Here is a 25,479-nt window from a genome sequence, read left to right on the forward strand (position 1 = left end):
ACCACCGATAAGATACAGTCTTGAGACCGTTATAGCCTAAAATGGTTTAGCTATTATGACGTTAAATCTTTCCTTTCAGATTTGTGCCACGCTCGATGATGACCCCCACATTGGCGGCGCGCGCCACCGCGCCAGGCTTGCTCAGCTTGATGCGCACCCACGGTGAGTTGAATCTGGTCAGCAGCAGTTCCGCCACCTCTTCCGCCACACGTTCCACCAGCGCAAAACGCTGCCCTTCGACGTGGCCGATGACCGTTTCGCTGATGTCGGCATAGCTCAGACAGTCGTTCACGTCATCGCTTTTTGCCGACTTGCGGTTATCCCAGCCCATTTCGATATCGAACACCAGCTTCTGCTCGATGGTCTGTTCCCAGTCGTAAACACCAATGGTGGTGATTACCGAAAGTTGCTCTATAAATACAATATCCATCACGACCTGCCTGCTTTTTGGCTAAACCGGATACCACTTCCGGCGAATTATGCGTATTATCCACAGATGCTGAGAATACAGATACCTTTTCAAAACGGAACAGCGTTATGAGTGCAATCGCGCCTGGAATGATCTTCCTCGCCTACCTTTGCGGCTCAATCTCCAGCGCCATTCTGGTCTGCCGCATTGCCGGGTTACCTGACCCGCGCGAAAGCGGTTCCGGGAATCCGGGAGCGACCAACGTATTACGAATTGGCGGCAAGGGAGCAGCCGTAGCGGTTTTGATTTTTGATGTGCTGAAAGGAATGCTTCCCGTCTGGGGCGCTTATGCGCTGGGCGTCACGCCGTTCTGGCTCGGGCTTATCGCAATCGCCGCCTGCGTCGGCCACATCTGGCCCGTATTCTTCGGTTTTAAAGGCGGCAAAGGCGTCGCCACAGCATTTGGCGCCATTGCACCCATCGGCTGGGACCTGACCGGCGTGATGGCCGGGACCTGGCTACTGACCATTCTGCTGAGCGGCTATTCGTCGCTGGGCGCTATCGTCAGCGCGCTGATCGCCCCGTTTTACGTCTGGTGGTTCAAGCCCCAGTTCACCTTCCCGGTGTCGATGCTCTCCTGTCTTATCCTGCTGCGTCATCACGACAATATCCAGCGCCTGTGGCGTCGTCAGGAAACCAAGATCTGGACGAAGCTCAAGAGGAAGAAAAAAGACGCCCCATAAGGTTAGTTATGCCTTATAGCCAAATGTGATTTTGGTCACCTTCTGTCTGTGGTAACTGTGAGAGACACAACACAACCACACAAGAAGAAAATGGCTGAAATCACAGAAACCACTCCCCTTTCAACGGCAGGAAATCACCCCGACGGCGACATCCAGTGGGTGCGCAGCGCCTCGGATGTATCCCGCCTCGTTAATGACGGTTCTCAGGGCCGGGCAAACGCCCGTATCGTGGTCGGTATCGCGCTGGGCGGGATATTCCTCGATGCCTACGATCTGGGCGCGCTGGCGTTCGGCATTAAAGATATTACCCGTGAATTTAACCTGACGCCCGCCGGTACCGGCATGGTGGCTTCGGCGATCACCTTTGGCGCGATTGTCGGGGCGCTGCTCGGCGGTTACCTCACGGATAAAATTGGGCGCTACCGCGTTTTTATGGCGGATATGGTGTTCTTCGTGGTGGCCGCCATCGCCTGTGCGCTGGCCCCCAATGAATATGTGCTGGCGGGCGCCCGCTTTGTCATGGGGCTTGGCGTGGGGATCGACCTCCCCGTGGCGATGGCGTTCTTAAGCGAGTTCGCGAAGCTGAAAGGCCCCGGAAACAAGGCCTCCAGCGTCGCGATGTGGTGCCCCACCTGGTATGCCGCCATCAGCATCTCCTACCTGCTGGTGCTTTTTTTCTACACCGTGCTGCCGGCAAGCCACAGCGACTGGCTGTGGCGTTTGATCCTCGGCTTTGGCGCGGTGCCCGCGCTGGTCATCATCGCCATCCGCAGCCGCTATATGAGCGAATCGCCGGTCTGGGCGGCGAACCAGGGTAACCTGAAAGAGGCAGCGTCCATTTTACGCCAGTCCTATAACATCAACGCCCACGTGCCGCAGGATGCGCTCAGCCAGCCAGCTCCCGTGGTGAATAAAGCGAAATGGTCCAACTACCTGAACCTGTTCCGCGGGAGCTATCTGCGGCGCACCACGCTCGCCACGCTGCTGTCCGTCGTCTCCTCGTTTGCCTATAACGCCGTGGCGTTTGGACTGCCGGTGATCGTCTCCAGCTTCTTTGTCCAGTCGATGCTCACCACCATCCTGATTTCTCTGGCGCTTAACCTGCTGTTTGCGTTCGTCGGCGGGCTGCTGGCGGTACGCTACGTACCGCGCTTCGGCGCATGGCGGATGTCGCTGGCGGGTTATGCCTGCCAGCTGGTCGCGCTGCTGGGACTGGCGCTGATTGGCCGACCGGAAGGCGCTTCTGAAGGCGTGCTGGCCGTCGCGATGCTGGCGCTTTTCCTGTTTGGTCAGGGCTTTGGCCCGGGCGCGCATACCATGACGTTTGCCTCGCTGAGCTACCCAACCTCGCTGCGCGGCGTGGGCGTGGGTCTCAACCAGACGCTGATGCGCAGCAGTTCCACGCTGTCGCTGTTCCTGTTCCCGCTGCTGGTCGCGTCACTCGACACCGCCGTATTCTGGGTGATTGCGCTGGCGCCGTTTATCGGCCTGGCCTCGCTGCTGGCGATCCGCTGGGAGCCGTCCGGATATGATGTGGATGCGGAGGATTATCGCTAGCCTTTCCTGCCGGGTGGCGCTGCGCTTACCCGGCCTACACTGCGCATTATCTTGTAGGCCCGTGCAAGCGTAGCGCCGCCGGGCGAAAATCACATGAGCCGTTTTTTATCCATAAGCGACTCATATGACAGCCTTCATTTCTGCCAGGGCATACTGAAACGACCCGATGATGAGCAGATGGATGCAGCATGTTAGCAGCTCAGGTCACTGATAATACGTATAAAGGCTGGCAGGCGTCGCTTGCCCTGCAGTTTTGTCACACCCCTGAGAAAACCCTCCTGTACTCCGCTCACCACCTCGGGCCCCTTACCGTTCAACGTCCGTTTTATCCCGAAGGGGAAACCTGTCACCTCTACCTGCTGCACCCGCCGGGCGGGATTGTGGGCGGCGATACGCTGGACATTTCCGTGCGGCTGGACGCCAAAAGCCATACGCTTATCACCATGCCCGGTGCCAGCAAGTTCTATCGCAGCAGCGGCCCGCAGGCTCGCCTGAGTCAGCACTTTTATCTCGATGACGAATCCACGCTGGAGTGGCTGCCGCAGGACACCATTATTTTTCCCGGCGCGAATGCCGCGCTGCGCTCCGTCTTCCACCTCAAAGCCTCCAGCACGCTGCTGGCGTGGGAGCTGTACTGTCTGGGACGCCCGGTAATCAATGAGACCTTCAGCCACGGCACGCTGGAGAGCCGCCTTGAGGTCTGGGTCGACGACGAACCGCGCCTGATCGAGCGCCAGCATCTTAGCGGGGGCGATCTCACCCCCGTCGCCGGCCATCCGTGGATCGGCACCCTGCTGTTCTATCCGGCCCGTGAAGAGCACCTGGAATCGGTGCGCGAGCGGCTCGCGCCGCTGGAAAATTTTGCGGGCGCAACGCTAACCGACGGCCTGCTGTCGGTGCGTTTTCTCTCCCACGACAACCTGATTTGCCAGCGGGTGATGCGCGACGTCTGGCGGTCGCTTCGCCCGCTTCTCACCACCAAAAACGCCTGTTCGCCGCGTATCTGGCAGACATAAGAGAAACGTTATGGAACTGACCCCCAGAGAAAAAGACAAGCTGTTGCTGTTCACCGCCGCGCTGGTTGCCGAGCGCCGCCTGGCGCGCGGGGTAAAGCTCAACTATCCGGAATCGGTCGCGCTGATCAGCGCCTTTATTATGGAAGGCGCGCGCGATGGCGAAACCGTCGCCTCGCTGATGGAGGCGGGCCGCCACGTCCTGAGGCGCGACCAGGTGATGGAGGGCGTCCCGGAGATGATCCCGGATATTCAGGTCGAAGCCACCTTCCCGGACGGATCCAAGCTCGTCACCGTCCACAACCCGATCGCTTAAGGAGCGCGTAATGATCCCAGGCGAATACCAGATCCAGCCCGGCACGATTGCGATCAACGTCGGGCGCGAAACCCACACCGTGATTGTTGAAAATCACGGCGACAGGCCGATCCAGGTCGGATCGCACTACCACTTTTATGAGGTTAACCCGGCGCTGAAGTTCGATCGGGAAGCCACCAAAGGCTACCGGCTCAACATCCCTGCGGGCACCGCCGTGCGCTTCGAGCCGGGGCAAAAGCGCGAGGTGACGCTGGTTCAGGTTGCGGGCGCGCAGCGAATTTTCGGTTTTCGCGGCGAGGTAATGGGCGAGGTGCAGCATGGCTGAGATGTCGCGCCAGGCCTATGCCGATATGTTCGGCCCCACCACCGGCGATAAGGTGCGGCTGGCCGACAGCGAGCTGTGGATTGAAGTGGAAGACGATCTCACGGCCTACGGCGAGGAGGTCAAGTTCGGCGGCGGAAAGGTGATCCGCGACGGCATGGGCCAGGGGCAGATGACCGCAGACGGCTGCGTGGATCTGGTGCTGACCAACGCGCTGATCGTCGATCACTGGGGGATCGTGAAGGCCGATATCGGCGTGAAACACGGAAGGATCTTCGCCGTCGGCAAAGCCGGTAATCCGGACATTCAGCCCGGCGTGACGATCCCGATGGGTGCCGCAACCGAAGTCATCGCCGCCGAAGGGAAGATCGTCACCGCAGGCGGGATCGACACCCACATCCACTGGATCTGCCCGCAGCAGGCGGAAGAGGCGCTGGTCTCCGGCGTCACCACCATGATTGGCGGCGGCACCGGCCCCGCGGCGGGCACCAACGCCACCACCTGCACGCCGGGGCCGTGGTATATCGCCCGCATGCTGCAGGCTGCCGATGCGCTGCCGGTGAATATCGGCCTGCTCGGCAAAGGTAACGGATCCAGCCCGGACGCCCTGCGCGAGCAGATTGCCGCGGGTGCCATCGGGCTGAAAATCCACGAAGACTGGGGCGCCACGCCTGCGGCCATCAACTGCTCGCTGGACGTCGCCGAGGAGATGGATATTCAGGTGGCGCTGCACAGCGACACGCTGAACGAGTCAGGGTTTGTCGAAGATACGCTGGCCGCCATTGGCGGACGCACGATACACACCTTCCACACCGAAGGGGCAGGCGGCGGCCATGCGCCGGATATTATTACCGCCTGCGCGCATCCGAATATTCTGCCCTCCTCCACCAACCCGACGCTGCCCTACACCGTGAACACCATCGACGAGCATCTCGACATGCTGATGGTCTGCCACCACCTCGACCCGGATATCGCCGAAGACGTGGCGTTTGCCGAATCGCGCATTCGTCGGGAGACCATCGCCGCCGAAGACGTGCTGCACGATATCGGCGCGTTCTCGCTCACCTCGTCAGACTCGCAGGCGATGGGCCGCGTCGGGGAAGTGATCATCCGCACCTGGCAGGTGGCGCACCGCATGAAGGTCCAGCGCGGCGCGCTGCCGGAAGAGACCGGCGAGAACGACAACTTTCGCGTGAAGCGCTACGTCGCCAAATACACCATTAACCCGGCGCTGACCCACGGTATTGCCCATGAAGTGGGGTCGATTGAAGCGGGCAAGCTGGCAGACCTGGTGGTCTGGTCCCCGGCGTTCTTCGGCGTGAAGCCCGCCACCATCGTCAAGGGCGGGATGATCGCCTGCGCGCCGATGGGGGATATCAACGCCTCCATCCCCACGCCGCAGCCGGTGCATTACCGCCCGATGTTTGGCGCGCTGGGTGCCGCGCGCCACGCCACGCGGCTGACGTTTATCTCGCAGGCCGCGGTGGCAAACGGCGTCCCGCAGCAGCTTAACCTGCAGAGCGCCACGGCGGTGGTGAGAGGCTGCCGGACGGTGAAAAAGGCGGACATGATCCACAACGGCCTGCAGCCCAACATCACCGTCGATTCGCAAACCTACGAGGTGCGCGTCGACGGTGAACTGATTACCAGCGAACCGGCCGACGTTCTGCCGATGGCGCAACGCTATTTCCTGTTTTGAGGAGTGATGATGATCTATTTAACCCAACGCCTGGACCATGCCCACCCGGTAACCGCCAGCGTCACGCTACCGATTGACGTGCGGGTCAAAAGCCGCGCCCGCGTATCGCTGAACGACGGCCGCGACGCCGGGCTGATGCTGCCGCGCGGCCTGCTGCTGCGCGGGGGAGACCTGCTGACGACGGACGACGGCAGCGAGGTGATCGAGGTGATCGCAGCAGCAGAGTCGGTCTCCGTGGTGCGCTGTGCCGATCCGTTCCTGCTCGCCCGCGCCTGCTACCACCTGGGCAACCGCCACGTGCCGCTGCAGATCATGCCCGGCGAGCTGCGCTATCACCACGATCACGTTCTCGACGACATGCTGCGACAGTTCGGGCTGGAGGTGACCTTCGCTAGCCTGCCGTTCGAACCGGAAGCGGGCGCTTACGCCAGCGATGCCCACAACCACAGTCATTCTCACGCTCATTCACATTAAGGATCCCTCATGCGCAAGTATTTACCTCTGTTACTGCTGGCCTTTTCCGTACCGGCGCTCGCCCACCCCGGCCACGGGGCCGACAGCTTTCAGGCCGGTTTTCTCCATCCGCTGACCGGGCTCGATCACCTGCTGATGCTCACCGGCGCGGGCGTACTCTCGGCGCTGAGCGGCCGCAGGCTCCTGCTGCCGTTTGCCACGCTCGGGATGATGCTCGTGGGCGCGATTGCGGGCAGCCTGCTCGGCGGCTTTAGCGGCATGGAGATGCTGATTATCGCCTCGCTGGCGGTCAGCGGCGTGATGATGTTTAAAACCGAAAACCGTCTGCTGCTGGCGGTGCCTGCCCTGGCGATGTTCCACGGCTGGGCGCACGGCGTGGAAATGTCCGGCCACAGCTTCTGGCTCTTCACCAGCGGGTTTATGTTCGCCAGCGCCACGGTGCTGTGCGCCAGCTTCGCGGCAGGATTATTGCTGCGCCGTCACGACGGCCTGCGCAAAGCCTTCGGGGGCGGGCTGATCGTCTCCGCCCTGCTGGCGCTGATGAGCTGATGGAGCACGTTCGCCAGCGGCTGCGCCTGATGCAGCTCTCCAGCAGCAGCCTGCCGGTTGGGTCGTTTACCTGGTCGCAGGGGCTGGAGTGGGCCGTTGAGGCGGGCTGGGTCGCGAGCGCCGACGCCTTTAAACGCTGGCAAATTCAGCAGATGGAGCAAAGTTTTTTCTGCGTCGATCTGCCGCTGTTTTTTCGTCTGTATCAGGCCTGCACGCGGCGCGATCTGGCTGCGGCCAAACGCTGGACCGCCTGGCTGCTCGCCTGCCGGGAGACGCGCGAGCTGCGCGAAGAAGAGCGCAACCGCGGGGCGGCCTTTACGCGCCTCATCAAAAGCTGGGAGCCGGACTGCCCGGCAGAATGGCTGGCACTGAGTATGCAAAGCCAGCTCTGCGGCATGGCCTGGCTCGGCGTGCGCTGGGACATTAACGTGCGCGAGCTGGCGCTGAGCCTCGGCTACAGCTGGATGGAGAGCGCGGTCATGGCGGGCGTTAAGCTGGTGCCGTTTGGGCAACAGGCCGCGCAGCAGCTGATTATTGAACTGAGCGACCATTTTGCCGCCGGGCTTGAACAGGCAATTTTGCGCAGTGATGACGAGATCGGTGCCGCAACGCCGCTGTCCGCCATCGCCTCCGCGCGCCACGAAACCCAATATTCACGACTATTCCGTTCCTGAGGAGTCAACATGGCTGATTACAAACATCCCCTGCGCGTGGGCGTGGGTGGCCCGGTTGGGTCGGGCAAGACCGCGCTGCTGGAAGCACTCTGCAAGGCAATGCGCGACACGTACCATCTGGCGGTGGTGACCAACGATATCTACACCAAAGAGGATCAGCGCATCCTGACCGAGGCGGGCGCGCTGGCGCCGGAGCGCATCGTCGGCGTCGAGACCGGCGGCTGCCCGCATACCGCCATCCGCGAAGACGCCTCGATGAACCTGGCGGCGGTGGAAGCGCTCAGCGAGAAGTTCGGCAATCTGGATCTGATCTTCGTGGAAAGCGGTGGGGATAACCTGAGCGCGACGTTCAGCCCGGAGCTGGCGGACCTGACCATCTACGTGATCGACGTGGCCGAAGGGGAAAAAATCCCGCGCAAGGGCGGGCCGGGGATCACCAAATCCGATTTTCTGGTGATCAACAAAACCGATCTCGCGCCTTACGTGGGTGCGTCGCTGGAGGTGATGGAGCGCGACACCAACCGCATGCGCGGCGAGCGTCCGTGGACCTTTACCAACCTGAAGGCGGGTGACGGTTTAGCGACGATTATTGCGTTTCTGGAAGAGAAAGGGATGCTGCGGGTGTAGTATCGCCGGGTGGCGCTTCGCTTACCGGGCCTACGGTTTTGTAGGCCCGGTAAGCGAAGCGCCACCGGGCAAAAAACTCACGCCTCCGGCAGTTCCGCCAGCGGCCAGCGTGGACGCACGGACACGCTCAGGTCAGACGTTGCGCCCGCGTTCAGGCGCACCATACCGGCGTAGGCAATCATCGCCCCGTTATCGGTACAGAATTCCGGACGCGCGTAGAACACTTCTCCGCGACGCTTTTGCATCATATCGGCGAGCTTCGCGCGCAGCGTGCGGTTGGCGCTGACGCCGCCCGCCATCACCAGGCGCTTAAAGCCGGTCTGATCCAGCGCGCGCTTGCACTTGATCATCAGCGTGTCCACCACCGCATCTTCGAACGCGCGGGCGATATCGGCGCGGGTCTGGTCGCTGTCATCGTTATTGCGAATCGTGTTGGCCGCGAAGGTTTTCAGCCCGGAGAAGCTGAAGTCCAGCCCCGGACGGTCGGTCATCGGGCGCGGGAAGACGAAGCGCCCTTCCGTTCCCTGAGACGCCATTTTCGAAAGCATCGGGCCACCGGGATAATCCAGCCCCAGCAGCTTGGCGGTTTTGTCGAACGCTTCACCGGCGGCGTCGTCGATGGACTCGCCCAGCAGCGCGTACTTGCCAATGCCCGTTACGCTAATCAGCTGCGTATGGCCGCCGGAGACCAGCAGCGCCACAAACGGAAACTCCGGCGGGTTTTCTTCCAGCATCGGCGCCAGCAGATGCCCTTCCATATGGTGAACCGGAATGGCCGGCACATCCCACGCGAACGCCAGCGAACGGCCAACCGTCGCGCCAACCAGCAGCGCGCCAACCAGGCCCGGGCCTGCGGTATACGCCACTGCATCAATCTCTTTTGCCGTTAATCCGGCTTCTTTCAGCGCCGCCTGGATCAGGGGAACCGTTTTACGCACGTGGTCACGAGAGGCCAGTTCAGGGACGACGCCACCGTAGTCAGCGTGCAATTTCACCTGACTATACAGCTGGTTGGCCAGAAGCCCTTTTTCGTCGTCGTAAATCGCGATGCCGGTTTCATCGCAGGATGTTTCAATACCCAGTACACGCATGAGTTGTTTTACCTCGTTTCAATACCGCGCAGTGTAGAGCCTGGGCGGGTTGATGTAAAACTTTGTTCGCCCCAGGAAGAAGGCTCGTGTATACTCCTCACCCTTATTAAAGTCCCTTTCAAAATCGCATCGGTGCTTTACAAAGCAGCAGCATTTGCAGTAAAATTCCGCACCATTTTGAAATAAGCTGGCGTTGATGCCAGCGGCAAACCGAATTTATTAAAGGTGAGAGTTACATGCCGGTAATTAAAGTACGTGAAAACGAGCCGTTCGACGTAGCACTGCGTCGCTTCAAACGTTCATGCGAGAAAGCAGGTGTTCTGGCTGAAGTTCGTCGTCGTGAGTTTTATGAAAAACCAACGACCGAACGTAAGCGCGCTAAAGCTTCCGCTGTGAAACGTCACGCGAAGAAACTGGCTCGCGAAAACGCACGCCGTACTCGTCTGTACTAATTGGTTGAGGGCTTCAGCCCTCAATTGACAGACAGAGTAATAGTCGTAAGGCCGTGCTTCCGGAAGGAATGCGCGGCTTGTTTTCGTTTATAAGTCGCTTAAAATTTTGGGGCATATGGCCGGAAGAATCCCACGCGTTTTCATCAATGACCTGCTTGCCAGAACCGACATCGTCGATCTCATCGACGCGCGGGTAAAGCTGAAAAAACAGGGCAAGAACTACCATGCGTGCTGTCCGTTCCATAACGAAAAAACCCCCTCCTTCACCGTAAACGGTGAAAAGCAGTTTTACCATTGCTTCGGCTGTGGTGCTCACGGTAATGCCGTTGATTTTTTAATGAACTACGACAAGCTCGAGTTCGTTGAAACCGTCGAAGAGCTGGCGGCGATGCATAACCTTGAAGTGCCGTATGAAGCAGGCAGTGGGCCAAGTCAGATCGAACGCCATCAACGGCAAACGCTGTATCAACTGATGGATGGCCTGAATTCGTTTTACCAACAGTCTCTTAAGCACTCTGCGGCCGAGCCTGCGCGTCAGTATCTGAACAAGCGCGGACTGAGCGACGATGTCATTGCGCGTTTCGCTATTGGTTACGCCCCGCCCGGCTGGGACAACGTGTTAAAGCGTTTTGGCGGCAATAGCGAAGATCGTAAGTCACTCATCGATGCAGGCATGCTGGTCACCAACGACCAGGGACGAAGCTACGACCGCTTCCGCGAACGGGTGATGTTCCCGATCCGCGACAAGCGTGGCCGGGTCATTGGTTTTGGTGGTCGCGTGCTGGGTGATGCCCTGCCGAAATACCTCAACTCCCCGGAAACCGATATTTTCCATAAGGGCCGCCAGCTTTACGGTCTTTATGAGGCGCAGCAGAATAATGCGGAACCTCCGCGTCTTCTGGTCGTCGAAGGCTATATGGACGTCGTGGCGCTGGCGCAGTACGACATCAACTACGCGGTAGCATCGTTAGGGACGTCCACCACCGCCGATCATATTCAACTGCTGTTCAGGGTGACCAACAACGTCATCTGCTGTTACGACGGTGACCGCGCAGGACGCGACGCCGCATGGCGTGCGCTGGAAACCGCGCTGCCGTATATGACCGACGGGCGTCAGCTGCGCTTTATGTTCCTGCCCGACGGTGAAGACCCGGATACGCTGGTGCGTAAAGAGGGCAAAGCGGCGTTTGAAGCGCGGATGGAGCAGGCTCAGCCGCTCTCCACGTTTTTGTTTAACAGCCTGATGCCGCAGGTCGATTTGAGTACCCCTGACGGGCGCGCGCAGCTCAGCACGCTGGCGCTGCCGTTAATCAGCCAGGTGCCCGGCGAAACGCTGCGCATCTACCTGCGTCAGGAGTTAGGCAACAAGCTCGGCATTCTGGATGACAGCCAGCTTGAACGTTTAATGCCAAAACAGGCTGAAAACGGCACGGTTCGCCCCGCGCCTCAGCTAAAACGCACAACCATGCGTATACTGATAGGGTTGCTGGTACAAAATCCCGAGCTTGCACCGCAGGTGCCGTCGCTGGCGGGTTTGGACCACGAAAAATTGCCCGGACTTGGCTTGTTTTCAGAGCTGGTCAACACCTGTTTGTCTCAGCCAGGTCTGACCACCGGACAACTTTTAGAGCATTATCGCGGCACAAAAGAGGCCGCTACCCTTGAAAAATTGTCGATGTGGGACGATATAGCAGATAAGGACATTGCAGAAAAAACGTTCACCGACTCACTCAACCATATGTTTGATTCGATGCTTGAGCTGCGCCAGGAAGAGTTGATAGCTCGCGAGCGCACACACGGTTTAAGCAGCGAAGAACGCCGGGAGCTCTGGATGATTAACCAGGAACTGGCAAGAAAATAAGTGAAAGACAACAGTATTTAACGGCTTAAGTGCCGAATATCGATCGGGAAGCCCCCGGCAGCCGCACTGAGAGGCAGCGGCAAAAATATAAGTACGCCCTCGCTTTAAAGGTTGGCAGCCCCATCGCCGACACCAATCAAACGAATTAAGTGTGGATACCGTCTTATGGAGCAAAACCCGCAGTCACAGCTGAAACTTCTTGTCCAACGTGGTAAGGAGCAAGGCTATCTGACCTATGCCGAGGTCAATGACCATCTGCCGGAAGATATCGTCGATTCAGATCAAATCGAAGACATCATCCAAATGATCAATGACATGGGCATTCAGGTGATGGAAGAAGCACCGGATGCCGATGATCTGTTGCTGGCTGAAACCTCCAACAACACTGACGAAGATGCGGAAGAAGCTGCTGCACAGGTATTGTCCAGCGTGGAATCTGAAATCGGGCGTACCACTGACCCGGTCCGCATGTACATGCGCGAAATGGGTACCGTTGAACTGTTGACCCGCGAAGGCGAAATTGACATCGCAAAACGCATCGAAGACGGGATCAACCAGGTTCAGTGCTCCGTTGCCGAGTACCCGGAAGCGATTACCTATCTGCTGGAGCAGTACGATCGCGTTGAAGCGGAAGAAGCGCGCCTATCTGACCTGATCACCGGTTTTGTCGACCCGAACGCTGAAGAAGATATGGCACCTACCGCCACTCACGTCGGTTCCGAACTGTCTCAGGAAGAGATGGATGACGACGAAGACGAAGATGAGGAAGAGAGCGACGACGACACCGCGGATGATGACAACAGCATCGACCCGGAACTGGCGCGCGAGAAGTTTGCCGAGCTGCGTACCCAGTACGAAGTGACGCGTGACACCATCAAAGCGAAAGGCCGCAGCCATGCCGCCGCACAGGAAGAGATCCTGAAGCTGTCTGAAGTGTTCAAACAGTTCCGCCTGGTGCCAAAACAGTTCGACTACCTGGTAAACAGCATGCGCGTGATGATGGATCGCGTACGTACCCAGGAACGCATCATCATGAAGCTGTGCGTTGAGCAGTGCAAAATGCCGAAGAAGAACTTCATCACCCTCTTCACCGGCAACGAAACCAGCGAAACCTGGTTCAACGCGGCTATCGCGATGAACAAGCCATGGTCTGAAAAACTGCACGACGTGAAGGACGATGTCTATCGCGGCCTGCAGAAGCTGCAGCAGATTGAGGAAGAGACCGGCCTGACCATCGAGCAGGTTAAAGACATCAACCGTCGCATGTCCATTGGTGAAGCGAAAGCCCGCCGTGCGAAGAAAGAGATGGTTGAAGCGAACTTGCGTCTGGTTATCTCTATCGCCAAGAAATACACCAACCGCGGTCTGCAGTTCCTGGATCTGATTCAGGAAGGCAACATCGGTCTGATGAAAGCGGTCGATAAGTTCGAATACCGTCGTGGTTACAAGTTCTCCACCTACGCAACCTGGTGGATCCGTCAGGCTATCACCCGCTCTATCGCGGACCAGGCGCGCACCATCCGTATTCCGGTGCATATGATTGAGACCATCAACAAGCTCAACCGTATTTCCCGCCAGATGCTGCAGGAGATGGGCCGCGAGCCGACGCCGGAAGAGCTGGCCGAGCGCATGCTGATGCCGGAAGACAAGATCCGTAAAGTGCTGAAGATCGCCAAAGAGCCAATCTCCATGGAAACACCGATCGGTGATGATGAAGATTCGCATCTGGGTGATTTCATCGAGGACACCACCCTCGAGCTGCCGCTGGACTCTGCCACCACCGAGAGCCTGCGTGCCGCGACGCACGACGTGCTGGCGGGCCTCACCGCCCGTGAAGCGAAAGTGCTGCGTATGCGTTTCGGTATCGACATGAACACCGACCACACGCTGGAAGAAGTGGGCAAACAGTTCGACGTTACCCGCGAACGTATCCGTCAGATCGAAGCGAAGGCGCTGCGTAAGCTGCGTCATCCAAGCCGCTCTGAAGTGCTGCGTAGCTTCCTGGACGACTAATCCAGGTAAACAGCAAAAAGCTCCCAATCGGGAGCTTTTTTTTTGTTTATTCCCTCTCCCAGAGCATCAGCCCGCCGAGGACTACAGCCCCCGCACCATCAGCGCCTCATCCAGCTCACGATACGCCTCTACCAGCTTATCCAGCGAGGCTCTGTTCAGCCCGCTCGGGTTCGGCAGTACCCACACCTGCGTCACGCCAATCATGATGCTCTGCTTACCCCACTGCGTCCCGCGCTGGCTAAACGCCTGTTCGTAGGCCTGCTTGCCGAGAATGGCCAGCGCGTCGGGCTGATAATCCTCAATCTTCTTGACCAGCTCCCGCCCGCCGCTACGCAGTTCATGCAGGTTGACCTCGCTCGCCTGTACCGTCGGCCGCTCGACCAGCATGGTAATCCCGCAGCGCGTGTCCAGCAGGTGCTGCTCTTCTTCAGGCTTGAGTAACCTGTCGGTAAACCCGGCCTGGTAAATCACCTTCCAGAAGCGGTTCCCCGGATGAGCGAAGTGAAAACCGGTGTGCGCCGAGGACTTGCCTGGGTTAATTCCGCAGAACACCACCCGCAGGCCTGGGGCCAGAATATCGTTGATCATCTTTACTCCCGCTGATACATCGCCTGGTAAGTATAAAGGATTGATTATGCATTGTTTATAAAAACAGCAGGCAGGTGTGAATGGCTGGATTGCTGCGGGCAGTTACTTTATAATTCACCGCCACGGCCCCTTAGCTCAGTGGTTAGAGCAGGCGACTCATAATCGCTTGGTCGCTGGTTCAAGTCCAGCAGGGGCCACCAAATTTTAGCTTGAGAAGCATATAATTAAGCCACCTAATCAGGTGGCTTTTTTGTTGCATGCACTGTCGCAAAAGTGTCGCACAATTTTACAGAACAAACCCTTGACCGGAGGCTAAAATGGCATATTACGATGACGTTAATACCGATTATTGCCCTGGCTGTAACGTTAGAATTGATGGGATAGGAGCTCAGGAGTACATAACAAATGACCAGAGATGCTCTTCATGTGGTGTTCCACTGAAGAAGGTTACAATTAATGTGGCAAGTTTAAACGAAGCTCCCTATACCTTGGATGCGATTGAAATTGACTATAGCCGTATAAGGTACGGGGAAGAAGTTCAGCGGCAGTTTACGACCTGCTACGTTCCATCCAATGGCTATATGCCGCTTGCCAAACATCGGACTCATCAGTAGAAAGTCAGACCGAAATCGGCAGCCATTCGACCCCTTTTGGACAGAACCCCAGATACCTCACGTACCCCCCTTTCCCTCGCGACCATAAAATATATTTACTGTCAGGCAGTCCATTGGAAGGGAGCCAGTCGGAGTCCTTAAGCTTTTCACCTTTGGTCATGAAGATAAAAACCGCGCTGTTGATAGAAACTTTCCGCATTGACTTGCCCTCTCCCAAAAAATAATACTGTATGCATAACCAGAATTATAGTGCGTGACTTTTTCAGTTTGCCAGCGCGTTTGAGTTTGCTTCTGTGCCGTGTCAGCTTTGCCAGGCTGAGATCACGATTGTAATGTTGGGACGCATAATGCAAACTCTTCTTGTTGTAGATACGCCAATATCCACTGTTATTTACCCATATTCGCAAAGAGCTACAACAAGGAGAGGCCAGATCCCATTAAGCGACAAATCAATGGATTTATCGTATTTTGCGAAAACCTGACTAAATTATGGGCAAATTCTCTTACGGACAAGTCAGCCACAGCAGTGAAGTACTCGACAGAGTGATTAATGCTTATGACTTTACGTCTAAGCTGATGCTTGCCGATCACTTTGGAATGGCATCGAGTAGCCTGGCTGGACGCTACAAACGAGGCGGCTTTCCCGCTGACATAGTAGTTAGATGTGTAGCTGAAACTGTTGCATCGTTAGAATGGCTTGCTACTGGTCCAGTCAGGAAATTTGACGACGAAGAACTCGACATTATAAAAATACCTCGTCGAAAACCGTTGATGGCCTTCTTTACGATGCTGGCATGTACATGTTGGATAAGGTCTCATTCCTCCCGGGAGTCCCTTTACCTAAGACCCCAATTTGCGTCCTGGAAGGTAAAAGCCAATTTATCGTGGATACCTTATTTAATGAGGTTTATGACGATCAGTGGTGAGTTGAAATTGAAGGTAAAATAAGCATTCGCACACTTACCCGCATCCCAATTAAGAAAGTCAGAGTAAGTGGCGTCGGCATGGCCTTTGATTGTGCATTAGAAGATATTAAAATTCTTGGTAGGGTTTTATTAACATTAAGATAAGCATAAGGAATTGAAGATGATTGACTACAAAACAGCATCAAAAGAGGAACTCAAAGCGGAGATGAAACGCTTAGCTGGCGTTGTATCTGACTCGTCCTTTGGTACAAAAAAAGAATTCTTTCACCTCCCTGAAATTTTGAACTCGGACGAACGCCCGGTGGCCATCGCCAGTGGCATGATGGACGGCAACACCTGGCTCATCACACTGACAAATAAACGCGTAATCTTCCTTGATAAGGGTATGCTTTTTGGTGTTAAGCAGGTAGACATCAACCTCAACAACATTGTGAGCGTGGGCGGCAAGACGGGGCTTATGTTTGGTGAAATTATGATTTCTACTAGCGGCCAAAACTACACAATCAAAAATGTCATGAAAGGCTCAGTTATACCCTTCACAAATTTAGTGAACGAAACAAAAAACTCGCTGAACTCCCCTGCCTCGCAACAACAAGAACCGACCAAAGACACTCAATCATTCGATGATCAAATGGCGAAAATTGAACGACTTGCAAAAATGAAAGAAGAAGGGATTCTTACAGAAGAAGAATTCCAGCAGCAGAAAAAATTCATTTTGAATGGTTGATTATTGGTTTTGTAAATCACTGATTTTTATTTAAGTTATTGTTTTTACTTTTGCTGTTATGCTTCTCATAATCGCTTGGTCGCTGGTTCAAGTCCAGCAGGGGCCACCAAATTTTTAGCTTTAGAATCATATAATTAAGCCACTCTATTGAGTGGCTTTTTTATGGATTTTCAAGAACACGTTAACCGTGGCTGAGAGGCGCCGTTCGGGCATGCCCAGAGGCGCCAGGGGTCGCAATCAGGCGCTCCACGGACTCCATCGTCACGAACGTACAGCTGCAGTCCACATTGGTGCACTGGTGATAGCGCTCTTTGGTATTTTCACTGAGATAGCGACTGGTACGCGCATGCGCTGAATGCTTGCACTTAGGACAATGAAACATGTACCCCTCCGGTTTAATTCACATTATGTGAATTAATAATACTCAAAAACAGCTTAATGGCAAATTAATTACTCACTATCCACAGAAAATTTTTCGTCGGTGACGTTCAGCTCAAGATTGAGCTGCGTGGTAAATCCGCTATCGTTGAGGGTATGCACCACCTCGCTGATGATCCACGCCTGCTCGTCGATGACGCGTTTAAAACCGTTTACCCGCACCGGCGTTTCGGGGAACAGATCGGCTCGCCCCAGCGCCAGCTGGAGAGAAAATTTCACGGTACCGCGCTGCAGCGCTCGCCACTTCGCCTCTGCGGCCCTCAGCGCCTGCTCTTCAGAGGCATAAACCGTCGTCAGTTCAAACACATTCTCCGCCGAACCCACCAATCTCTCTTGCGGCTTCTGCGCTTTGTCTCCGGGTGCAGATACCGGCGCGATGGCATCCGGATGCGGTAGTCCCTCCGTCGGCTGTACCCCGGGCTGACGATCAATACTCAATTGAGGATTTTGTTGTTTAGGGTCACGCGTTTGCAGCCATTTGGCCGTCACGCCGGAATAGTTTTCACGGTCTGCGACGTAAAAAAGGTGCTTATCGCCGTCCCCACGCTCAATCATCATTAAGGGAATCGGCGTGCCGCTGGCGGTCACGGCGTGGCCCGCTTTCATAAAAATAATCTTCCCGGCTTTGATTGAGACAAAGGCACCATTACGTTCGGCCAGGCGGGTGAGAAACGCCGCGTCAGTCTCCTGAGACTGATCGATATGAGAGATGGCGATGGATGAAAACCCTGCCGCCACGCTGGCGGTCAGCTGGTTACGCTGCGCGATGGTCTCGACTATCGCGCCTATCGTCGTGTCATGCCACGACTGCTCGCGCCGGAGGTTAAGCTTCCCACGAAAATCTGCGCTGCATCCCCGGATGGTCAGCGTGTCCGGCGCACCCTGAAATTCAATGGCATCTACCGTAAAGTCCCCTTTCGGCTGCAGCGGGGTTCCCTCCCATCCCAGCGATAAGGAGAGCCTTGCTCCCCGGGCAGGCAAGTCCAGCAGCCCGTCGGAATCATCCAGCAGAATATTCAGCTGATCGGCTTCCAGCCCACGTTTGTCGGTCATGGTCAGGCTGATAAGACGAGGGCTGAAATTTTGCGTAATATCGCGATCGTCGAGCTTAAGCATAAAATCAGGGGCGATTTTCCCACCCGCCCGGATATTCATTTCGGTGATCATCCCACCAGCCCTCCAATGCCATTACGCGCGCTTTCCACCAGCTCTGAGGCCTGCGTTCTCAGATCGCCAAACGTTGCCATCAGCGATTCGTCCACGCGCTTAAGATCCAGAGTGAAATTAATTTTCCGTGCGGTGCCATCACTGTAAAAATCCGAATGGGTATGCGTGACCTTCGCGATGATAAACATGCCGTGAATGATGCCGGTACCGTCTATCAACGGCCATGCCCGCCCCTCATTTGCCATCAGCTCAACCGCCTTGAGGGAAAGCCGCCCTCCCGTGAGTTCCGGGTAAAGTAAGCCGGAGAGGCTAAAGGATGTCTCCCCTTCGCCAAGATACTGCCAGGCTTTGGGTTTCCCGATGCGAGCGCTGGATGCCCAGCGGTAGTCTTTTGTAAACTGCATTGTCTGATAGGGTAAGGTTCGTCGTTCAAAGACAAACAGACCTAGCACCATTAACATTTTCTCTCTCCTCAACCATATGTAAAGCTGGCTTGCCGCTGTCTCGCTTTCTCACGCTCGCTGTTCTCGATTTCCTCCCGGATTTGACGCGTCAGATCCGTTGCGGAGGCCGCGCTACCCTGCAGCGTGATGTGATATTCGCTTTTACTCTGATCGACGTAAGAGCGTCCTCCCGGCACGAGGGTTGGCTGATAACTCTGGCCGCCGCCATAGATCCCCGCCCCCGGCCCAGGCGAACTGCCCGCAGGAGAGGACGCCGCGTCTGCTTTTGCCGCCGCGGTGTCGAGATTACCCGACTCGTTTTTGATAAGACCCAGCTTCTCCAGCAGCCAGCTGGCCTTGCCGCTCAGGCTGTTAAAGAGATTAAGCGGTGCCATTAGCGCATCGCCCAGCGCCTGCCCAAAAATCACGCCAGCGTTTTTACAGCCGTCCAGCGTTTCCTGCGTCGCCTTGATCGGCGCAATCAGCTCGGTAAACCATTGCCAGACACCGCCCAGCTTCTCCGAGATCGCGTCAAATACCGTTATCACCGGCGAGAACAGCGCGCCCAGCGGTGCGAAGGCTGTCGAAAGCCCTTCCATCACTCCGCTAAAGAAGGCGCTGATGGGCTCCCAGTATTTAAAAATCAGTAAGGCGCCGGCAGCAATCGCCGCGCCAAGGGCAATCACCGGCCAGCTGAGGGCCCCCAGCACCGTCATGATGGCGCCCCCCACCACGCTGAATACCGTTCCCAACATCCCGGCCGCGGCAATAATAATATTGACGCCCGACAGCACCGGGGCGATAACCGTGCCAATGCCACCCAGTACGCCAGCAAACGCCTGCGCGCCGACAACGATGCCAACAAGGCCCTGCGTCAGCGCAGGGTTGGCATTCACCCACAGGGAGGCCGTGCCAAGCCAGCCGGTTGCGGTGGTTATCAGGCTGCGCAGAGCGCCATCCGCTTTGTCGAAGACATCAATCTTCAGCCCACTCCACGCGGCCTGAAATCGGCTGATATCGCCGTCAAGATTATCGGTCTGCACGGCAGCAACGCGCGCGGCATCGTTTATCCCCTTTTCCGTCGGAGCGCCAGGCTGCGCGATGGACTCCTCAAGACCCCTACCGGAAGCCTCCGCATCGGCCGGGTGATACCCTGGCCGCGTGCTGCTGAGAATTTCGGCCGCTTTTGCCACGTCGACATTTCTCGCCAGGCTGAGGTTAATCGCGGGCGCGGTGGCGGCAATAACGCCATCAGCGTCATAGCCTGAACGGGCCAGTTCAATCTGAGCCTGAACGACCTTATCCGCAGGTACGCCGGTGCTGACGCTTATCTCCCTCGCCTGCTGGCGAATGGCCTTAAGCCGGGCGTCGCCCTTCTCCAGACCAAGGCTTGCCTGAACTGCCGACATCTGCTTTTCAAAACTGATGCCAGGGGCCATAAATCGGGACGTCTGAGCAAAGCCCGCTTTGGCCATGCCCAGGCCCGCATTACCCAGCTGATGAACCCGTGCGGCAACGCGTTTTCCAGACTCGTAGCGATTCTGAACGGCACTCAGCCGCTCCTGCTGCTGATTGACGCGGGCCAGCGCATCCCGCTGTCGGTTAAGCTGCTGCGTTTTTTCGCTGATGTGGGTGCGTAAACGACGCTCATCCGACGAGAGCGTGCGCGTGTTCACTCCCGCCTGAGCAAGTTCAGCGCGCTGGCGCTGAACCGAGTAGCGTAAGCTGTTGTACTCAAGCTTAAGGTCTGATGCCGATTTGCGGGCTGCAGACAGCGCATCAGCCTGCGCCTGGGTGGGGTTTTGCGTGTTTTTAAACTGCACCGCCAGCGCCGCTGCCTGCTGTTTCGCCTGGGCAAGCGACTGCTTCGTCACGGTGAGCCGGACGTTTGCTTCCCTGAAGCCGTTAATATTCCCTACCTGCGCATCGAGCGCGCCCAGCGCCGTCTGCGCATCGCGAATATCGCTCTCGAGCGTGATGCTGGCGTTGTGGAGAGCGTTAAGCGGTCGGGTTGCCCGGTCGACTGCCTTAAGCAGCTCCTGAAGTCTGACATTATTACTCATGGTGGTTTCCGCTTCGCTGCAGCGCCTTTTCGCGCCATAAGAGGAGTTCGGTCACGCTAAGGGAGTAGAGTTCTGACGGCGGCCAGTGAAAAATCACCGCGATATCCGCCATCAGATCGTCGACCGACAGATTTTCGGGAAATTTCAGCGAGCCGAAGTCGGTGACAAAAAACCGATCACCTTACCTGCAAAAGAGAGCAGATCGCAGGCATCCAGGCGCGCAACCTCATGCTCGGTCAGCGCCGGTGAGGTCATCCGCGGCAGCACCTTGATCAGCGCATCAACGTCAGATTGCGCCAGCGACGCCAGCGATACCCCGCGCAGGGTCCCCGCATTGGGTTTTGCGACGGTCACCTTTTCAATTTTTTGCTCGCCGCGCACAACGGGGCTATCAAGCGTGACGATATGTAGATTTTCGTTCATGACGTTCTCGTTGCTCTTTTCCATGTCTTTACTCTTCAATAAGTTAACTTACCGGCCGGAGGACCCGGCCGGTTAAAGGGTTACAGGCCAATGGCCTTGCGGTGTTCAGCCAGACGATCGACGCCGTCGACCTTGAGCACCATGTTAATGATGTCGATCTCAATGATCTCTTTGCCATCGATGGTCAGCTGGTAATACGCGCACTCGGTGGACATCTTGGTGGTGCCGCTTTCGCCCTGCTTGTTCTCACCACCATCAAACTCTTTGTGACGGCCGCGCATGACGATTTCGACGGCGGAGATTTCACCGGTATCATCGCGCTGATAGGAGCCGGTAAAGCGCAGCGGTACGCTGTCCGCGCCCGGAGAGGCATACTGCGCCCACAGCGCGACGTCCGGCAGACCGCCAACGGTCCACTCCAGCGCCAGGGCATCATCGTCCAGGCCGAGGTCGACAGAGACCGAGCCCGGCATGCCGCCGCCGCGATACTTCTCCAGCTTGCGGGTAAGCTTCGGTAAGGTGACAGACTCAACAACGCCCATGTAGCTCAGGCCATCATTGAACATATTCAGGTACTTAAGTTTGCGTGGTAACGCCATGCTTCAGCTCCTTAGCTGTTAACCGAATCTGACAGGTCTGCCAGATAGGTATCGGTGATGCGCTGGCGCAGGGTCAGGTTTTCCAGCGGCGGGACAGGGGTGTAGTCATAATCGATATACAGTTTCCCCGCTTTCAGGGTGGAGGCATCGTTCGACTCAGGGTCATACCAGCAGGAGCCGTCAACGATATAGCCGTTGGTTTTCAGCTCGCGGAACTTGGCATTAATACCGGAAACGATGTCGCGGATAAGCGTTGGCGTGATGGGTTTATCCATCGCCCACGCGTGCGCTTCCGCCATGGTATCGGCCAGCACCTGTGCGGTACGGGTGTAGTTTTCAAAGACGAATAACGGATCGTCAGAGCAGGTACGGTTACCCCAGAACTTGAAGCCGTCGTTGCGAATCAGCGTGGTGACGCCAGCCTGGTTGAGCAGGTTCGCATCGGTAGCCTGCTCCTGCAGATCCCAGGAAACCGAAGCGCTTACGCCAGTAACGCCGTTGACGCCCACGTTTGACAGGGTTTTATGCCAGCCCATGGTCTGGTCGATTTTGGCACGCAGGCCAAGCGCGCGGGCGGTTGCCCAGGCCGTCGTTGTTGCGTTCGTGGTGGTGTCCCATGCCAGAAAATCAGGGTGGATAACCATCAGCTCGCGCTGGCTGAAGTTTTTGCGGTAGTCGATCGCCTCAGAAATGGTTTTACATCCCCATGCGCTGACGTAGCCGAACGCGCGCAGGCTCTGGCACATCGCGGCCAGCGCGGTCGCCACTTCCTGAGAATCCAGCCCCGGCACGCCGAGAATACGTGGCTTAACGCCGGTCACCGTTTGCGCCGTGAGAAGCGCCTTCAGCCCGGTATATTTACTGTTTTCATCAGTAGTGCCGATGATGTTGGAAACGGTCTGCTTACGCGCCTCTTCCGGGGTTTCTGCAGTGCCTTCGGCCACGCGAACAACAACGACAACCGGTTTGCACTGGTCGGCGATCGCCTGCAGAGAAGCGGACAGCGTCCCCGTCTTACCGGCTTTCGCAATGGCGTTTTGCACGTTGGTAATGAGCACGGGCTCGTTTAAAGGAAATGTCTTGTCGTCAGCATCGCTGGCCGTACAGACCATGCCGATGATTGCCGTCGAGACGGTGGAAATGGTGCGGGTGCCATCGTTGATTTCGATGACTTCCACGCCGTGGTGATAGTCGCCCATCCGGTTAACTCCTTCGTTTTGTGGTAGGGCTATTGTCCGTGGAGCGCGCGATTGATGCGACGTATTGGGGTTGGGGAAAGGATTACACAACAAACGAAAAACCCTCCGAATGGAGGGTTTGGGTTCAGGCGGGGCGTTCGGGCCAGTCGATATTTGGGGGGTTGATAATATCTACGCGATTCAGTAATACACGGTATTTTTTCCACGATGTAAGGTTTTTTGCCTCCTGCTCTGTCGCAATCCCCAAATCAAAAGCATCCTGCAGTGGGGCGATTTGGGTATTAGCGTTTTCCATCAAACGTGACTTTGTATGCTCAGCCTCCGCAATCAACTCTTCTTTCGTTTCAATACGCTTCACAACATTTTCACCATCAAACACCCAGCCACCATTAATACTAAAGCCGTCAGGGAGAGTACCTTCAATTTCAGCAACGCTCATATTAATGGGAAAGAACATTGACACAGCAAGCGTGTTGCCACGCCCGGGAACAGGCTTATCGACAACTGACCGAACAATTCCGGCATTGTCGAACATTATTTTAATTTTATCATCAGAAAACTTAGACTGACATTCATACCAGTCCTGTCCATCTTCAGAACGTAAAAATTTTGGCGCTATTGCACTCCCCTCAAATAATTTGATTTGATCTTCTGTTGGCTCTACTTCACGGAAACATTTAATAACAAGCATCGATTTACCTTTTTATTAAGAGTAATGCGCTGTAACCCAACCTGTAGCGCCCGTGTAATGCTGCAAAGGTCTGGCAAGATAATATCCATCATTTGCACCGAAATCTCCGCCGCCCGTAAGCACATATCCATTAGCATATTCACGCGCATCTCCGCCAACGCCATAGCCTACTGCAGCGCCAAGCGCGACGGCCGTCACATAGGGATTCAAATTAGGTGCAGGAGGGGGATTATTTGATGAGTAGACTCGTACCAGGCCGCCAGATTCAAATAGGCCCTGACCCGCAACGATGTTTCCACCGTTGCTAATCTGCCCAGCAGCAACTATATTTCCCCCGCTATATATTTCGCCTGGCGCGTTAAATCCTCCATTTGCGCTAAACCCATAAACGGCCCCAGTTCCGTTGTCACCAATAATATGTATTGCTGCAGAACCAAAGTCTGCCTTACCAGAACGAAGTATTCCAAAACTTACAGTCGCGCCATACCCATACCCGCTAGTCTGGGAAGTGCCTTTCACTATTGGTAGATACACCGAAATATCTTTAGAAACTGTATAAGTAGGAATAAAAAAAGGCGCAGACTTATCAGCATATTGATTAGCAAATCCCCCACCACCTTGCCAGAATTCGGGCTTGGTGGAAAAGTATTTTGCCCCATCCAAATATTCAATGCTTCCGCCGTAATTTGTTATTACTCTCGTCCAACTTCCCCAGTATCCGTTATCTCCATTTAAGGCCCTGAATTTTAGTTGTTTACCGCCATCGCTGTAAGACGCAGCATATTGCACTCGATAGTTACCATCAAGCCCTCCCACATCAAGAATTGTCGCCTCATAGCCCGGTGAATAGGCAGCACTGGCATAACAGAAACTTACGGAGTTAGCAGGAAGGCCACTCGCGTCTTTAATCTCTCTGCTCGCTTCAGCAGCAACAGACCGTATAGCAAGCGCACCACCATTAACCACCACGCGCCCGGGCGTGATGTCGTCACGACTTTCCTGGGAATTTTTACCTGCAGCTGTACCCAGACTGTTTTTCAGCTTAATAAGATCATCGCTGACAGACTTAACGGACTTTGGTGTGGCCGCAAGCGTCTCTGAAGCACTATCAATCGCACTACTAAGCTGAACAATCCCCTTTTGTCCGGTAGTCGCATCCTGAGCCGTGTATTTCCCGTTTGCAAGGTCATACACTGTTTTGACTGCTTTCGGCGTTGCCGCGAGCGTCTCAGAGGTGCTATCAGTCGCGCTACTAAGCTGAGTAAACCCTTTAGCCGTTAGCGTGGCATCGGGATGGCGACGAGATTGCTCATGCTCTTCAAGCCTCTCGTCGACGTACTCCTGGGTCGCCATTACCGTGGACGTATCAATCGACAGCTCGACCGAGGCGATATCACTCACCATAATGACCATACGCACGGTCTGTGCACGGCCCGATCCCTCCTCCAGCAATGGTTTGTAACTTTCCGCCATGTTACCGACGGCTATCAGCGTGCCGGTGTCATCGTAAAGCCCCATTTCACGCATCCAGAAACCGCCCGCTTCGGGAGGAATAAGCAGCTCCGCGATCACATAGTTCAGCTTTTTATTGTCCTGGCTAATTTTATTCAGCCCATGGCGCCAGACTTCATTAACCAGCGCGGTCTGCCCGGCATCAGGAACCGGCAACGTGCCGCCACCGTCACCGACGGCCATCGCCGTAAAATTGACTTTCTTGCCGTTCGGGACGGTCGCGGCAGCCAGTTTTTCGGCACCGGCTTTGGTGATAACCGTTTTATATTTCACTGTCATTGTGCTCTCA

27 protein-coding genes, 1 tRNA gene and 1 pseudogene are annotated in these 25,479 nt (G+C 56.2%); 16 read left to right on the plus strand and 13 right to left on the minus strand.

Features of this window, described 5'->3' with window-relative positions:
- Nucleotides 1–61 precede the first annotated feature (61 nt).
- Nucleotides 62–430 (minus strand): bifunctional dihydroneopterin aldolase/7,8-dihydroneopterin epimerase, encoded by a 369-nt coding sequence (gene folB / locus ACMWKK_RS15540; protein WP_112781488.1) that lies wholly within the window; start codon nucleotides 428–430, stop codon nucleotides 62–64.
- A gap of 107 nt (nucleotides 431–537) precedes the next feature.
- Between folB and plsY the strand changes: the two genes are divergently transcribed.
- From plsY to ureG, 10 genes are all read left to right on the plus strand, one after another.
- Complete coding sequence (plsY, locus tag ACMWKK_RS15545; RefSeq protein ID WP_112781487.1) at nucleotides 538–1,152, plus strand: glycerol-3-phosphate 1-O-acyltransferase PlsY; 615 nt, start codon at nucleotides 538–540, stop codon at nucleotides 1,150–1,152.
- Nucleotides 1,153–1,242: 90 nt separating this feature from the next.
- Nucleotides 1,243–2,709 carry an MFS transporter gene (locus ACMWKK_RS15550; protein WP_112781486.1) on the plus strand — a complete coding sequence of 489 codons (1,467 nt, stop codon included), beginning with the start codon at nucleotides 1,243–1,245 and terminating at the stop codon, nucleotides 2,707–2,709.
- 188 nt (nucleotides 2,710–2,897) lie between these two features.
- Nucleotides 2,898–3,725: an urease accessory protein UreD gene (locus tag ACMWKK_RS15555; protein ID WP_112781485.1), complete on the plus strand. Its 828-nt coding sequence runs from the start codon at nucleotides 2,898–2,900 to the stop codon at nucleotides 3,723–3,725.
- A gap of 10 nt (nucleotides 3,726–3,735) precedes the next feature.
- Nucleotides 3,736–4,038 carry an urease subunit gamma gene (locus ACMWKK_RS15560; protein WP_045330036.1) on the plus strand — a complete coding sequence of 101 codons (303 nt, stop codon included), beginning with the start codon at nucleotides 3,736–3,738 and terminating at the stop codon, nucleotides 4,036–4,038.
- 10 nt (nucleotides 4,039–4,048) lie between these two features.
- A complete protein-coding gene (locus tag ACMWKK_RS15565) occupies nucleotides 4,049–4,363 on the plus strand; it encodes an urease subunit beta (RefSeq protein ID WP_112781484.1) in 315 nt (104 codons plus the stop codon).
- A complete protein-coding gene (ureC, locus tag ACMWKK_RS15570; protein ID WP_112781483.1) occupies nucleotides 4,356–6,059 on the plus strand; it encodes an urease subunit alpha in 1,704 nt (567 codons plus the stop codon). The genes ACMWKK_RS15565 and ureC overlap by 8 nt, the downstream gene beginning before the upstream one ends.
- 9 nt (nucleotides 6,060–6,068) lie before the next feature.
- Complete coding sequence (ureE, locus tag ACMWKK_RS15575; protein ID WP_112781482.1) at nucleotides 6,069–6,533, plus strand: urease accessory protein UreE; 465 nt, start codon at nucleotides 6,069–6,071, stop codon at nucleotides 6,531–6,533.
- Nucleotides 6,534–6,542: 9 nt separating this feature from the next.
- The gene (locus ACMWKK_RS15580; protein WP_045330026.1) at nucleotides 6,543–7,082 is read left to right on the plus strand and encodes a HupE/UreJ family protein; all 540 of its coding nucleotides are present in this window, start codon (nucleotides 6,543–6,545) and stop codon (nucleotides 7,080–7,082) included.
- Entirely contained in the window at nucleotides 7,082–7,756 is a 675-nt protein-coding gene (locus ACMWKK_RS15585; RefSeq protein ID WP_112781481.1) for an urease accessory protein UreF, read from the plus strand. Before ACMWKK_RS15580 ends, ACMWKK_RS15585 begins: the two co-directional genes overlap by 1 nt.
- Before the next feature lie 9 nt (nucleotides 7,757–7,765).
- Nucleotides 7,766–8,383 (plus strand): urease accessory protein UreG, encoded by a 618-nt coding sequence (gene ureG, locus ACMWKK_RS15590; RefSeq protein ID WP_024906473.1) that lies wholly within the window; start codon nucleotides 7,766–7,768, stop codon nucleotides 8,381–8,383.
- A 77-nt stretch (nucleotides 8,384–8,460) separates the two neighbouring features.
- On the opposite strand, the gene tsaD is transcribed toward ureG, so the two are convergent.
- Nucleotides 8,461–9,474 (minus strand): tRNA (adenosine(37)-N6)-threonylcarbamoyltransferase complex transferase subunit TsaD, encoded by a 1,014-nt coding sequence (tsaD, locus tag ACMWKK_RS15595; protein WP_045330021.1) that lies wholly within the window; start codon nucleotides 9,472–9,474, stop codon nucleotides 8,461–8,463.
- A gap of 236 nt (nucleotides 9,475–9,710) precedes the next feature.
- On the opposite strand from tsaD, the gene rpsU reads away from it, so the two are divergent.
- The 3 genes from rpsU (at nucleotide 9,711) to rpoD (ending at nucleotide 13,800) form a co-directional block, all read left to right on the plus strand.
- Nucleotides 9,711–9,926 (plus strand): 30S ribosomal protein S21, encoded by a 216-nt coding sequence (rpsU, locus tag ACMWKK_RS15600; RefSeq protein ID WP_001144069.1) that lies wholly within the window; start codon nucleotides 9,711–9,713, stop codon nucleotides 9,924–9,926.
- A 115-nt stretch (nucleotides 9,927–10,041) separates the two neighbouring features.
- Nucleotides 10,042–11,787, plus strand: a complete 1,746-nt coding sequence (dnaG, locus tag ACMWKK_RS15605) for a DNA primase (protein WP_045330019.1) — start codon at nucleotides 10,042–10,044, stop codon at nucleotides 11,785–11,787.
- A 165-nt stretch (nucleotides 11,788–11,952) separates the two neighbouring features.
- On the plus strand, nucleotides 11,953–13,800 hold the full coding sequence (gene rpoD, locus ACMWKK_RS15610) for an RNA polymerase sigma factor RpoD (protein ID WP_023333459.1): 1,848 nt from the start codon (nucleotides 11,953–11,955) through the stop codon (nucleotides 13,798–13,800).
- 81 nt (nucleotides 13,801–13,881) lie between these two features.
- On the opposite strand, the gene mug is transcribed toward rpoD, so the two are convergent.
- Nucleotides 13,882–14,388 (minus strand): G/U mismatch-specific DNA glycosylase, encoded by a 507-nt coding sequence (mug, locus tag ACMWKK_RS15615; RefSeq protein WP_045330016.1) that lies wholly within the window; start codon nucleotides 14,386–14,388, stop codon nucleotides 13,882–13,884.
- 124 nt (nucleotides 14,389–14,512) lie between these two features.
- On the opposite strand from mug, the gene ACMWKK_RS15620 reads away from it, so the two are divergent.
- From ACMWKK_RS15620 to ACMWKK_RS15630, 3 genes and pseudogenes are all read left to right on the plus strand, one after another.
- Nucleotides 14,513–14,588, plus strand: a tRNA-Ile gene (locus tag ACMWKK_RS15620).
- Between the two features lie 903 nt (nucleotides 14,589–15,491).
- A pseudogene (locus ACMWKK_RS15625) lies at nucleotides 15,492–16,072 on the plus strand (phage repressor protein CI).
- A 16-nt stretch (nucleotides 16,073–16,088) separates the two neighbouring features.
- The gene (locus ACMWKK_RS15630) at nucleotides 16,089–16,655 is read left to right on the plus strand and encodes a PH domain-containing protein (RefSeq protein ID WP_112781478.1); all 567 of its coding nucleotides are present in this window, start codon (nucleotides 16,089–16,091) and stop codon (nucleotides 16,653–16,655) included.
- Between the two features lie 181 nt (nucleotides 16,656–16,836).
- Here the strand turns inward: ACMWKK_RS15630 and ACMWKK_RS15635 are convergent, their stop codons facing one another.
- The 10 genes from ACMWKK_RS15635 to ACMWKK_RS15680 all read right to left on the minus strand — a co-directional run bounded on the left by ACMWKK_RS15635 (nucleotide 16,837) and on the right by ACMWKK_RS15680 (nucleotide 25,469).
- On the minus strand, nucleotides 16,837–17,037 hold the full coding sequence (locus tag ACMWKK_RS15635) for an ogr/Delta-like zinc finger family protein (RefSeq protein WP_112781477.1): 201 nt from the start codon (nucleotides 17,035–17,037) through the stop codon (nucleotides 16,837–16,839).
- A 68-nt stretch (nucleotides 17,038–17,105) separates the two neighbouring features.
- On the minus strand, nucleotides 17,106–18,260 hold the full coding sequence (locus ACMWKK_RS15640; RefSeq protein WP_112781476.1) for a phage late control D family protein: 1,155 nt from the start codon (nucleotides 18,258–18,260) through the stop codon (nucleotides 17,106–17,108).
- Nucleotides 18,257–18,721: a phage tail protein gene (locus ACMWKK_RS15645; protein WP_112781475.1), complete on the minus strand. Its 465-nt coding sequence runs from the start codon at nucleotides 18,719–18,721 to the stop codon at nucleotides 18,257–18,259. Before ACMWKK_RS15645 ends, ACMWKK_RS15640 begins: the two co-directional genes overlap by 4 nt.
- Nucleotides 18,722–18,732: 11 nt before the next feature.
- Nucleotides 18,733–20,766 (minus strand): phage tail tape measure protein, encoded by a 2,034-nt coding sequence (locus ACMWKK_RS15650; protein WP_112781474.1) that lies wholly within the window; start codon nucleotides 20,764–20,766, stop codon nucleotides 18,733–18,735.
- Complete coding sequence (locus tag ACMWKK_RS15655) at nucleotides 20,759–20,878, minus strand: GpE family phage tail protein (protein ID WP_023616176.1); 120 nt, start codon at nucleotides 20,876–20,878, stop codon at nucleotides 20,759–20,761. The genes ACMWKK_RS15650 and ACMWKK_RS15655 overlap by 8 nt, the downstream gene beginning before the upstream one ends.
- 32 nt (nucleotides 20,879–20,910) lie before the next feature.
- Nucleotides 20,911–21,213 (minus strand): phage tail assembly protein, encoded by a 303-nt coding sequence (locus ACMWKK_RS15660; RefSeq protein ID WP_112781473.1) that lies wholly within the window; start codon nucleotides 21,211–21,213, stop codon nucleotides 20,911–20,913.
- Nucleotides 21,214–21,269: 56 nt separating this feature from the next.
- Nucleotides 21,270–21,788 carry a phage major tail tube protein gene (locus ACMWKK_RS15665; RefSeq protein WP_045329926.1) on the minus strand — a complete coding sequence of 173 codons (519 nt, stop codon included), beginning with the start codon at nucleotides 21,786–21,788 and terminating at the stop codon, nucleotides 21,270–21,272.
- A gap of 11 nt (nucleotides 21,789–21,799) precedes the next feature.
- The gene (locus ACMWKK_RS15670; RefSeq protein WP_406542862.1) at nucleotides 21,800–22,987 is read right to left on the minus strand and encodes a phage tail sheath protein; all 1,188 of its coding nucleotides are present in this window, start codon (nucleotides 22,985–22,987) and stop codon (nucleotides 21,800–21,802) included.
- 124 nt (nucleotides 22,988–23,111) lie between these two features.
- Nucleotides 23,112–23,678 carry a tail fiber assembly protein gene (locus tag ACMWKK_RS15675; protein ID WP_112781472.1) on the minus strand — a complete coding sequence of 189 codons (567 nt, stop codon included), beginning with the start codon at nucleotides 23,676–23,678 and terminating at the stop codon, nucleotides 23,112–23,114.
- A gap of 15 nt (nucleotides 23,679–23,693) precedes the next feature.
- A complete protein-coding gene (locus ACMWKK_RS15680; protein WP_406542863.1) occupies nucleotides 23,694–25,469 on the minus strand; it encodes a phage tail protein in 1,776 nt (591 codons plus the stop codon).
- Nucleotides 25,470–25,479 lie beyond the last annotated feature (10 nt).

The organism is Enterobacter sp. 01-M-03-SI-ECC (assembly GCF_047530215.1).
GTDB classification, from domain to species: domain Bacteria; phylum Pseudomonadota; class Gammaproteobacteria; order Enterobacterales; family Enterobacteriaceae; genus Enterobacter; species Enterobacter chengduensis.